Below are 11633 nucleotides of genomic sequence, written 5' to 3' on the forward strand. Positions count from 1 at the left end.
TCTGTCAAATTTCAGCCAGTTAGCTATACTGGCTGTTGCGAATAGGGTAATTTTAATCCTTACCGCCTATCAATAACAGTAAAAAGCTCTAATAAAGAGCTAAACAACATGGACCACACCATGAAACGCTTACTTTTACTTGCTTTTTTATCATTAAATATTTTTGGAGTTAGTGCTGATACACTCACTTTGAAAGCTGGGCATCCTGATACGTATGTCGTTAAAAAGGGCGATACGTTGTGGGATATATCTGGATATTTTTTAAATGATCCATGGCGTTGGCCTAAATTGTGGGGTGTTAACCCGCAAATTGCTAACCCTCATCTTATTTACCCTGGCGATAGGCTGACATTGGTCTTTATCGATGGGCAACCGCGTTTAGTGGTAAAACAGCATATAAAGAAAAGTCCTGAAGGAAGAGTCGCTTCAAAAAATGGTCCTATCCCTGCAGTGGACTTAGCGCTTATTCAACCCTATTTAACGCAAAATCGTGTAGTAGACCCTGCTTGGTTTGCCAGTTTGCCAATGGTTATGAGTGGTGAAAGCCCATCACTGCACCATGTGGTGAGTGACGTTATTTATGTTAACGCTCCGCTTGAGGTCGGCTTAAAAGTGGCCATGTATGAAACTGGGCGTGAGTTTTTTGCTTCAGACAGAGAAGGCATGTTAGGCCAAGAGATGATTTTAGCCTCTAGTGGCCGGGTGATTGAGTCTGGGCCAATATCTAAAGTAGAGTTATTAAGTAGCTTACGTGAAACCAAAGGCGGCTTTAGAGTTGCTCCGGTTGAAGATGAAGCATTAATGTCTGCCTATTTTATTCCCAAAGCGGCCGAGCTTACGGTACCTACGTCAATTTTAGCGATTAACGGTAAAATCCGTGAAGCCGGTAAACTTGATGTTGTATACATTGACCGTGGCAGTGAAGATGGTGTTGAAACAGGCCATGTATTTTCGATGTATCGAGATGGTGAAATCATTACCTATGATAATGACGGTTTGCCTGTACGCGCGTTGGACCGTTCATCGTATGACAAAGTGTTAGCGCACTTTGCTGAAGAGACTTCGCATAAGATGCCTGATATCTTTCATGGTAACTTATTGGTATTTAAAGTCTTCGATAAAACGAGTTTAGGCTTGATTATGTTTAATGAAATCCCTGTTCGCACCGGCGACAAACTCGCTAAACCTGAACCGTTGACCTTAAAGGGTAAATAATTTCGGATAAACTGGTCGACTGGCTAGTTGTTTGTGCAGTATCTGGGTTAGGACCTGCCCGGATTCAACAATTATTAACTCAAATGGACATTGAAGAACTTCGTCAACGTCTAGAGTTTGAACCACAAGGCTTGCCGTTATCGGCAAGCCTGTTAGCAAAATGCCAAATCGATTTTGATAAAGTTGATTTGGCATTAGCATGGCAAGAGTCACAACCTCATCATTATATTTTAACTCCTTCAGATCCACTCTATCCTCCTTTATTACAACAAATTAGTGATGCTCCTTTAGTGTTATTTGTTAAAGGTCTCGTGACGCCTTTAGTGATGCCTAGCATTGCCATTGTGGGGAGCCGAAATGCATCGCGTGGTGGCTTAGATATGGCAGCTGAGCTTGCTTATAATTTGGCAAGCCAAGGTTTTGTTATTACCAGTGGCATGGCTACGGGGATTGATGGTGCTGCCCACAAAGCGACATTGGCCGCGAATGGTTCAACTATGGCAGTATTAGGCACTGGCGTTGAACGTATATACCCCAAACGACATCAACAGCTGTACCACGACATTATTCAATCTGGCTGTGTTATCAGTGAGTATTGGCCGGAAGTTGGACCCTTTGCGGGTAATTTTCCTAAACGCAATCGTATTGTCAGTGGATTAAGTCTGGGTACAGTAGTGGTGGAGGCCAGTCGTAAAAGCGGTTCGTTAATTAGTGCTCGGCTAGCAATGGAGCAAAACCGTGAGGTATTTGCAGTTCCGGGCTCAGTACTAGGCGGATACAGCCAAGGTTGTCATGATTTAATCAATAATGGCGCAAAACTTGTTGAGTCTGCTGCCGATATTATAGAAGAGTTAGGGAGTTTATCGGATTATCACCTTGAACAATTGCATCAACGGCACCATATACAGGATAATGACATTTGTGATTTGCCATTTCCTTCGCTGTTAGCTAGTGTAGGTTATGAAACGACTGCAATTGATGCAGTGGTTGAGGATAGTGGGAAGCCAATAGATCTGGTGTTAGTACAAATGCTTGAACTTGAATTACAAGGGTGGGTTGCAGCAGTGCCCGGTGGTTACGTCAGACTAAAGAGGAGTTAGCCATGTTTGATATCCTCATGTATTTATTTGAAAATTATGTTCATAGTGAAATTGAACTATTAGTGGATGAAGATGAGCTCACTAAAGAGTTAACTCGAGCGGGTTTTCATCAAGTCGATATTATAAAAGCCCTTTCTTGGTTAGAGCACTTAGCTGATCTGCAAGAAAGTGATAAACCGTACTTGTGCAATCATGCGCAACATTCATTCCGTATCTACACCAAAGCGGAAATGGCGAAGTTAGATGTTGAGTGTCGTGGATTTTTATTGTTCTTAGAACAAATTCAAGTACTCAGTGTTGAAACCCGTGAGATGGTGATTGACCGGGTGATGGAGTTAGATGAGCCTACATTGGTGTTAGAAGATCTCAAGTGGGTGGTATTAATGGTACTATTCAATGTGCCAGGAAATGAGTCAGCCTACGAGCAAATGGAAGATTTAATCTTCGAGCAGCCGGAAGGGCGCTTACACTCATAACAGAAAGGAGGCTTAGCCTCCTTTTTTAGGTCTATAGAATATTATTCATTGAGAGCACCATGTCGAAAATTGATCAACAGCTGTTTACTGTTCACGAACATGCACTGGAGAAAGAGTTTGAGCTTTGTCCTGTTTGTGGTTCAGAGCTGTCGGTTAAGCACAGTAAGCATGGCAGTTTTGTTGGCTGTAATAATTATCCTACGTGCGATTATACACGGCCTTTAGTGCAGCATGAGTCAATTGAAACGCAAGTGATCAGTGGTTCTCAATGCCCGCAATGTGGTCATGAGTTAGCGGTAAAGTCTGGGCGGTTTGGTATCTTTATTGGTTGTACCAATTATCCTGAGTGTACTCATATTGAAAAACATGATCACAGCAGTGAGGTTGAGAAAATTACCTGTCCTCAATGCAGTAAAGGTCATTTAGAATCTCGAACTAGCCGTTATGGAAAAACTTTTTTTGCTTGTAGTGCCTACCCTAAATGCAAGTTTATCGTAAACTATCCTCCATATAATGAGTCCTGTCCTGAATGCGGCTTTGGGATTTTAGTTGAACGAAAAGGCGCAGCAGGCAGCCGTCTTGAGTGTCCGCAAAAATCCTGTAATTATAAGCGAGCCTTATAGTTCGTTGTCATTACCAATAATCTAATGAAAGGAAATCCAATGTTGCAACTGCAGCCATCGGCTGTCGCTACTCTTATTGAGCAAGGTGGCGTAATCGCTTATCCAACAGAAGCTGTATTTGGGTTAGGTTGCGATCCTGACAATGACAGCGCAATTGCAAAGCTGTTGGCAGTAAAGCAACGCCCTTGGCAAAAGGGATTAATCTTGGTTGCCAGTTCATTTGAACAACTATTACCCTACATTGATATTACTCAGCTCACCGAGTCGCAGTTGCAGTTTGCGCAATCTAAATGGCCTGGACCGTTTACGTTTGTGATGCCCATTAAGCCGCAGGTATCTCAATTACTCTGTGGTCAGTTTGACTCCATCGCGGTACGAGTGTCTGCCCATCCGGTGGTACGTGAGTTATGCGAAACCCTTAATAAACCATTAGTATCGACCAGTGCCAATTTAGCGGGTGAGCCTCCCGTGGTCGATGCGCAACATATCATCACTGATTTTAGTGATAAAATTGATGCATTAATTTTAGGTCAACTTGGTGAGCAGCGTCAGCCATCAACAATTATCGATGCCCGCAGTGGCCAAACTCTTCGAAATGGAAGTTAATAATATGCCCAATACTCAATCTCAGGTGCCGGATGCACAACAAGTTAAGTCGTTTTTGTTGGCATTACAGCAAAATATTTGTCAGCGTTTAGAACAACTCGATGGTAAAGCGAGCTTTAAAGCTGACTCATGGGAGCGTGAAGAAGGTGGTGGCGGCACTAGCCGTGTGATGACTCAAGGTAAAGTCTTTGAACAAGCCGGGGTGAATTTTTCGCATGTGATGGGGGCGGCGATGCCTGCATCGGCTACCGCACATCGTCCCGAGTTGGCTGGCCGTAGTTTTGAGGCCATGGGGGTGTCGTTAGTGATCCACCCTAATAACCCGTTTATTCCAACCACTCATGCCAATGTACGCTTTTTTATTGCCCGTAAAGAAGGTGCTGACCCTGTATGGTGGTTCGGCGGTGGGTTTGACTTAACGCCTTATTATCCTTTTAAAGAAGATGTGATTAGCTGGCACCAAACGGCGAAAGATATTTGCGACCCATTTGGTGAGAATGTTTATCCTAAATACAAAAAATGGTGTGATGAATACTTCTTTTTACCGCATCGTAATGAAACGCGTGGTGTTGGTGGGTTATTTTTTGACGATTTAAATCAGCCTGGTTTTGAGCGTAGTTTTGCGTTTATGCAAGCGGTAGGTAATGGCTTTATTGAAGCTTATGCGCCAATTGTGGAGCGCAATAAAGAACTTGAATATAACGACGATGAGCGTCAGTTCCAACTGTATCGTCGTGGTCGTTATGTCGAGTTTAATTTGGTTTATGATCGTGGCACCTTATTTGGTTTACAAACCGGTGGCCGCACAGAATCAATCCTCATGTCGATGCCGCCATTAGTGCGTTGGGAGTATGCCTTTACGCCTGAAGAAGGCACGGCAGAAGCAGAGTTATATGAGGTTTACTTAAAACCACAAGATTGGTTGGCGCAAGCTTAAGATTACCCGATGATATCGCGCGGACCGTTATCGGTTGCGCATATTGTCTGCTAAGGTCGAAATAGCCTGAATAATCACTTGTTGATGTTCAGGCTTTTTTATACAGTTTTCAATGGCGGCACGCATGCAGATTAACCATTGATCCCGCATTGATTCGTCAATTGCAAAAGGCATGTGCCTAGCTCTAAGCGCAGGATGACCATATTTTTGTTGGTATAGCTGCGGCCCACCAAGCCAGCCACTTAAAAATTCATATAATTTTTGTTCAGAGTCAGCAATGGGAGAGCGATGTATGGCGAGTAAGCTTTGAGTTTCAGGCCGAGTTTGCATTTGCTGATAAAAGTCATGGGCAATAGCGCGGATGACTTTATCGCCACCAATCAAACCATAGGCGTTAGATTGCGTGCTATCTCTGTCATCGTTTGTTTGCGGTTTAGCGAATAATCTACGTAACCAGTTCATCGTTTCGTGTGGTTAAGAATGTTGCGGCCATTATATCTAATCCAACGCCGTATAGAATGATTTTGTTATTAACGTTTTGATACCAATTATTTAACGATTACGCTGTATTTCAGTAGGTAACTTGGTTAGATTGGTCGCAAAATAAGAAAGGAGATCCCAATGGCCAAACAAATGTCAGCTTTGGTTGCGGTGGCGTTATCTGCTGCAATAGTCGGTTGTAGCCCTGCAGAACAACAAGATCCACAAGTGACTATCAATGCTAATCCATATCCTAGCACCTATCAGATATTACCGAATTCAACGACATTACTTAAAAATGCCATTGTATTAACCGGTACTGGTGAGCGTCTTGAAGATGCTGACGTGTTAATTAAAGACGGCAAGATAAGCGCAGTAGGCCAGCAGCTTGTTGCTGACGGCGCGGCGGTTGTTGATGCTACAGGCAAGTGGATTACTCCTGGTATTATTGATGTGCATTCACACTTAGGTGTTTATCCAAGCCCCAATGCAGAGTCTCATAATGACGGTAATGAAATGACCAACCCTGTTACGGCTGAGGTTTGGGCTGAGCACAGCGTATGGCCACAGGATCCTGGCTTTAACCGTGCTCGAGAGGGCGGTATCACCACTCTGCAAATTTTACCCGGCTCTGCTAACTTAATTGGTGGGCGTGGGGTGACATTAAAAAATGTCCCAGCGGCAACAATGCAGGCGATGAAATTCCCTCAGGCACCTTACGGATTAAAGATGGCTTGTGGTGAAAACCCTAAAAATCTTTATGGTAGCCGTAAAGAATTGCCCATGACTCGTATGGGTAATATGGCAGGCTACCGTACTGCGTTTATCCAAGCCACTGAGTACAAACGTGCGTGGGATAAATACGAAGCAGACTACGCCGCAGGTAAAAATCCTGTTGCGCCAGAGCGCGACTTAATGAAAGACACCCTTAAAGGCGTGCTTGAAGGCGATATTCTCATTCATAACCACTGCTACAAAGCCGAAGAAATGGCAATGATGATCGACTTAGGCAAAGAGTTTGGGTATCACGCAGGGACATTCCATCACGCAGTTGAAGCTTACAAAATTGCAGACTTATTGGCTGAAAATGGCAACTGTGCCGCAATGTGGCCAGACTGGTGGGGCTTTAAGCTCGAAGCTTACGACATGGTGCTAGAAAATGTGGCCATGGTTGATGCGGTTAAAAACTCATGTGCCATTGTGCATTCTGACTCGGGTGTCACCATTCAACGTTTAAACCAAGAAACCGCTAAAATTATGCACGCCGCAAATGACAATGGTTTTGAGTTAGCAGAACAACATGTGATTGGCTGGATTACCTCAAATGCCGCTAAATCATTAGGCATTGAAGATAAAACTGGCTCACTCGAGCCGGGTAAAAATGCAGATGTGGTGATTTGGAATACCAATCCGTTTAGTGTGTATGCTCAAGCTGAAAAGGTGTTTATTGATGGTGCCAAAGTATATGACCGCCAAGACCCAGCCTATCAGGCGCAAAGTGACTTTATGTTAGGTCAACAATAAGGAGCAAGACAATGACATTATTTACTCAATCAGCGCTTGCTTTGAGCCTATCTATTAGTTTGGCATTTGGGGCGAATTTGGCTCAAGCGGACAGCCTAGCGATTATCAATGCCACAGTGCATACCGCAACCGAACAGGGCGTGTTAAACAATGCCACTGTGGTGATCGAAAACGGTACAATTACTGCCATTAATCCCGACAATCCCCAAGCCGACAGTGTTATTGATGCCAAAGGAGCCACGTTAACCCCAGGGTTTATTGCTGCAATGAATGACATGGGCTTGGTTGAAGTCGGTGCGGTAGCAACCTCTCGTGATGCCAGAGATAAAGAAGCCGATATCGGTTTTGAACCTAGCTTTGCGTTTAATCCTCTTGCGAGCACCATTCCGTTTGCTCGCAAGGGTGGGATTACTCGTAACATTGTCACATCAGGCGGCGGAGAGAGTATTTTTGCCGGTCAAACATTTGTGGTCGATTTAAGCGGCGATTTTGATAGCGTTATCGCAAACAACACCGGCTTATATGTTGAGTTAGGCGCAACCGATGACGGTTCGCGCGCCATGGGAATGCAGCAGCTTATACATCAGCTTGAAGATACCCAAAAAACACTCACCAAAGCCAAAAAAGCCAATAAGTCAGATAAAGATGATAGCGATGAGCCGAGTCGTGAGGATAGCATCATTACGGCAGTATTATCCGGTGATATCCCGTTGATTGTGGCTGTTGACCGTGCAAGCGACATTATTCATTTAATTAAGCTTAAACAAGACTTCGAGCTGGATTTGATTATTGTTAATGGTGCCGATGCCGTTTTAGTTGCAGAGCCATTAGCCCAAGCCAATATTCCGGTTGTTATTGATGCGATGCGCAATCTGCCAGAGAGTTTTGATTCGCTACATAACTCTCTTGAAAATGCCGGTAAGCTGGCAAAAGCAGGTGTCAAAGTGGCTATTGCCTTACCCGGTGACAGTCATAGCGTTTATGCATTACGTTATAGTGCGGGTAATGCAGTTGCTAATGGCATGGATTACAACGATGCGTTAGCGGCATTGACGGCCAACATTGCAGATATTTTTCATCTAGACAGTGGGCGTATTGCAGTGGGTAAGCCTGCTGATTTAGTATTGTGGAGTGGCGACCCGTTTGAATTTAGCACCAGCATTGAAAAAATGTGGATAGCAGGTGAAGAGCAATCTTTGCAAAGTCGACAAGATGAGTTACGAGATCGCTACTTGAAAAAAACCGATATGCCAGCCGCGTATCGTTAAATTGACTCAATACCAATGAAGAGAGTTTTTGATGACCGATAAGTATGCTGTATTTGGTAATCCGATTGCCCAAAGTAAGTCACCATTGATTCATAGCGAGTTTGCTAAACAAACTCAGCAAGATATGAGCTATGAAGCGATTTTGGCACCGGTAGATCAATTCTCTACTTCATTAACTGAGTTTTTTGCCAATGGTGGTAAAGGAGCCAATGTTACCGCGCCTTTTAAAGAGCAAGCGTTTGCCATGTGCGATGAACTCAGTGATATGGCTAAGTTGGCAGGTGCGGTCAATACGCTGTTCAATTTGCCCAATGGTAAAATTGGTGGCGACAATACCGACGGTGTGGGGTTGGTTAACGATTTAGAAATGCTGTTTGGTCCCTTAAAAGGTAAACGTGTGTTGCTGGTGGGAGCTGGTGGCGCCGCGAGAGGCTGTATTTTACCGATACTGCAACACAATGTAGCGCAATTGGTTATTTGTAATCGCACTCATCAAAAAGCGGTAGAATTGCAAAGCCTTTTCAATGAATATGGTAATTTTTTTGCCAAACCGATTGATGAGCTGATTTCTCCGTTTGATTTGGTTATCAACTCAACATCTGCGGGTTTATCTGGTCAACTTATTACATTGCCCGATGCCATTGTTGATGCCACAACCGACTGTTACGACATGACTTACAGTCAGCAAACTACTGTGTTTAATCAGTGGGCTCAGGCGCAACATGCACGTAAAACCGCAGATGGCTTAGGCATGCTAGTGGGGCAAGCTGCTGCAAGTTTCAGTTTATGGCGTGGTGTTACACCAGACAAAGGACCTGTAATGCGCAAATTGCGTGAACAATTGGCACAAAAGGCTGCAGAGTAATGAATCAAAGCGTGATTTTTGGTGACCAACTCTTTGTTGGAGCTGATAACGTTAGGTTTGTTGCGCAACAACAAGGTGTCAATATTAACTGTTACGTTAGCTTTACGACGATTTCAGCGTTGTGTCAGTCGCAGGTTGTGAGCCAACACAATGCTGCCAGCATGTTTGAGCAATGTCGCTTCGATCTAGAAGATCAAGCTGAAGAACTGATAAGCCAAGAAGCATTTACCGATAACGGCGATATTGAATTTTAATTATCCTCAATTTTTGTCGTCATCAACTTATTTTAGAGCGATGCTCTTTGGTTTTTTAAGCGTTTTTGTTGATACATATTGCTGTCAGCTTGCTTAAATGATTTGTTCCAATCTTGCTGATATTGCGCAATACCATAACTGAAGTAAATCGCCGGACTCAGTTGGCTCAATTCTTTTTGGATTTGGATGATTTGCGTTTCTAATGTTTCAAGCGGACCATGGCATAAAGCAATAAACTCATCTCCACCATAGCGAGCCACTAAGAAAGCTGGATGCCAAATCGATTTCAGTGATTGGGCAAATGCTTTTAAAGCATCGTCACCAGCTTGATGTCCATACAGATCGTTTAGCGGTTTTAAATTATCCATATCCAAAATCACAATGTAGCTTGCTAATGCCGAGTCGTGCTGCCATTGCAAAACCGATTCGTCAAACTTTTTACGGTTATACAATTGGGTTAAGCCATCGTAGTTAGCCATAATCTCAATTTCTTTCGACTTTTGATAAAGTGAAATCGCATTGGCCGCTTCATAGGTGAGTATGTTCACTAAGCTTATGTCGTATTCACCAAAAGCTTCCATCATGCTGCTGTCTAAGTTCATCATTCCATAAAGCTCGCCATCAATACGAATAGGGCTAGATAATGTCGAACAAATAGGTTTAGACGACGCATTGAGTAAAACAAATTGGTCATCATCTGTCAGCGTGCTTTTAGCATTGATGTTGCGCATGTTATTAATGGTGACGGTTTTATCTAAGCGTCCTTTGGTCAATCTATAGAGAAAGGTTTCTTCTAAGGTAAAGTTAATCCGGCGAAGTTTATCAATATCAAGCCCAACGACCGAGCCAAATTGCAATCTATCAGTATGGTTATCAACTAAGATAATGCTACCCATTTCTGCATCGTCAACAGCTGTAATCGCTTTTTGTAGTAACGCATCGAGAAAAGCTTGTTCAGATTCATATTGACTGGATACCTTAACTAACTCATAGGTAGTGTCATTGATACGTAAAATCTGTTCTATGTGTCGCCATAGGCGCTGCATATTTTGTTTATGCATAAAATGGCTAATGACATAGCTAACAAGGTAACCACCAACAAAGAAACCCAAATAGAGGTAGGTTTGCTGATTATCGAAAATAATAAATAGAATGATGCTGATCAGTACTAAAGGAATTATCAGATGCCAGATATGCTGCTTTACATCTATTTGAGTAAGCTCTTGGGTATTTAGCTTATTTTTTATCTGCACAACATCATCCTTGTTAAACGGAGCTGATATGACATTACAACTTCAATATCAAAAACCTCAGCTTCGGCAAATTTGGCTCTTACTTTACAATCATTGATAACTTGGTGTGGGTAGAAGTTAATGTCCTAGCTTGTTATCCATCATTAGTTGCTAACGAGCAAATAGAAAATACCAACCATAGATTTCAACGACAATGATTTATAACAGAAACAAAATGGACTCACTAGTGTAGCAGCCCATTTTGTAAGAGGAGTTAACTTGATTGCAGTAAATCCACTAAGTATTCATTTTTTAAACGTACATAATTATCGGCTGATTGAGGTAAAAAGGCGCGTTCAGCATCCGTTAGCGGTCTAGCCTGTTTACAAGGGCTACCTACATATAAGAAACCACTCTGTAGCACTTTGTTGGGAGGTACCAAAGAGCCTGCACCAACAATGACATCATCTTCTACTATTACACCATCAAGTAAAATAGCGCCCATACCAATCAAGACCCGGTTCCCAATATGGCAGCCATGAAGCATTGCCTTATGACCAATCGTCACATCGTCACCAATAATCAAAGGATGGCCATTGGGGTTAGCCGAAGATTTACGGGTAACATGTAATATGCTGCCGTCTTGAACATTACTGCGTTTACCGATACGAATTTTATTAACGTCTCCACGGGCAGCAACTAAAGGCCACACACTCGCGTCATGATCTAATTTTATGTCACCGACAAGCACAGCTGACTCATCAACATAGACGTTATCAGCTAAATTAGGGTGTATTCCTTGGTAAGTTCTTACATTAGTCGACATAACAATCCTTATATATTCATGGTTTCTGACAGTATAATGCTTAAAAACTGGCTGGTCAGGCTAAATTATCTGCAAACAAGTCGAAAACAACAAATAACCTTAAAAAAGGGGTTGCACTAAATCTCATGGTGCCTATAATGCGCATCCACTGACACGGAAGACAGCGAAAGCGGTCACCGAGTTAGGTTGAATTAAGTGCTTCAAAACACACAATTCAACGGCGAAAA

General features: G+C 43.0%; 13 protein-coding genes. 10 read left to right on the plus strand and 3 right to left on the minus strand.

What is annotated here, in order from left to right:
- Window positions 1-108: 108 nt before the first annotated feature.
- The 6 genes from IEY48_RS12350 (at window position 109) to hemF (ending at window position 4957) form a co-directional block, all read left to right on the plus strand.
- Window positions 109-1215, plus strand: coding sequence for a LysM peptidoglycan-binding domain-containing protein (locus IEY48_RS12350; protein ID WP_188920738.1), 1107 nt, complete (start codon window positions 109-111; stop codon window positions 1213-1215).
- Between the two features lie 83 nt (window positions 1216-1298).
- Window positions 1299-2315 (plus strand): DNA-processing protein DprA, encoded by a 1017-nt coding sequence (dprA, locus tag IEY48_RS12355; protein WP_188920740.1) that lies wholly within the window; start codon window positions 1299-1301, stop codon window positions 2313-2315.
- A 2-nt stretch (window positions 2316-2317) separates the two neighbouring features.
- Window positions 2318-2791 (plus strand): DUF494 family protein, encoded by a 474-nt coding sequence (locus IEY48_RS12360; protein ID WP_101033474.1) that lies wholly within the window; start codon window positions 2318-2320, stop codon window positions 2789-2791.
- Between the two features lie 59 nt (window positions 2792-2850).
- Entirely contained in the window at window positions 2851-3414 is a 564-nt protein-coding gene (locus tag IEY48_RS12365) for a DNA topoisomerase family protein (protein WP_188920742.1), read from the plus strand.
- 39 nt (window positions 3415-3453) lie between these two features.
- Window positions 3454-4020, plus strand: coding sequence for an L-threonylcarbamoyladenylate synthase type 1 TsaC (gene tsaC / locus IEY48_RS12370; RefSeq protein WP_188920744.1), 567 nt, complete (start codon window positions 3454-3456; stop codon window positions 4018-4020).
- A 4-nt stretch (window positions 4021-4024) separates the two neighbouring features.
- Window positions 4025-4957 (plus strand): oxygen-dependent coproporphyrinogen oxidase, encoded by a 933-nt coding sequence (gene hemF, locus IEY48_RS12375; RefSeq protein ID WP_188920762.1) that lies wholly within the window; start codon window positions 4025-4027, stop codon window positions 4955-4957.
- Window positions 4958-4984: 27 nt separating this feature from the next.
- Here hemF and IEY48_RS12380 read toward each other — a convergent pair whose 3' ends face one another.
- On the minus strand, window positions 4985-5419 hold the full coding sequence (locus IEY48_RS12380; RefSeq protein WP_188920746.1) for a group II truncated hemoglobin: 435 nt from the start codon (window positions 5417-5419) through the stop codon (window positions 4985-4987).
- A gap of 159 nt (window positions 5420-5578) precedes the next feature.
- Between IEY48_RS12380 and IEY48_RS12385 the strand changes: the two genes are divergently transcribed.
- From IEY48_RS12385 to IEY48_RS12400, 4 genes are read left to right on the plus strand one after another with little or no spacing between them, the layout of a single operon-like run.
- Window positions 5579-6961 carry an amidohydrolase gene (locus tag IEY48_RS12385; RefSeq protein ID WP_188920748.1) on the plus strand — a complete coding sequence of 461 codons (1383 nt, stop codon included), beginning with the start codon at window positions 5579-5581 and terminating at the stop codon, window positions 6959-6961.
- Between the two features lie 11 nt (window positions 6962-6972).
- Complete coding sequence (locus IEY48_RS12390) at window positions 6973-8229, plus strand: amidohydrolase family protein (RefSeq protein ID WP_188920750.1); 1257 nt, start codon at window positions 6973-6975, stop codon at window positions 8227-8229.
- A 31-nt stretch (window positions 8230-8260) separates the two neighbouring features.
- Entirely contained in the window at window positions 8261-9094 is an 834-nt protein-coding gene (gene aroE / locus IEY48_RS12395) for a shikimate dehydrogenase (RefSeq protein WP_188920752.1), read from the plus strand.
- Window positions 9094-9348 carry a DUF1488 family protein gene (locus IEY48_RS12400; RefSeq protein ID WP_188920754.1) on the plus strand — a complete coding sequence of 85 codons (255 nt, stop codon included), beginning with the start codon at window positions 9094-9096 and terminating at the stop codon, window positions 9346-9348. Before aroE ends, IEY48_RS12400 begins: the two co-directional genes overlap by 1 nt.
- Window positions 9349-9380: 32 nt before the next feature.
- Here IEY48_RS12400 and IEY48_RS12405 read toward each other — a convergent pair whose 3' ends face one another.
- Window positions 9381-10601 (minus strand): sensor domain-containing diguanylate cyclase, encoded by a 1221-nt coding sequence (locus IEY48_RS12405; RefSeq protein WP_188920755.1) that lies wholly within the window; start codon window positions 10599-10601, stop codon window positions 9381-9383.
- A gap of 253 nt (window positions 10602-10854) precedes the next feature.
- Complete coding sequence (locus tag IEY48_RS12410; protein ID WP_188920757.1) at window positions 10855-11406, minus strand: gamma carbonic anhydrase family protein; 552 nt, start codon at window positions 11404-11406, stop codon at window positions 10855-10857.
- Window positions 11407-11633: the final 227 nt, after the last annotated feature.

The organism is Shewanella saliphila, from assembly GCF_014648295.1.
Taxonomy (GTDB): domain Bacteria; phylum Pseudomonadota; class Gammaproteobacteria; order Enterobacterales; family Shewanellaceae; genus Shewanella; species Shewanella saliphila.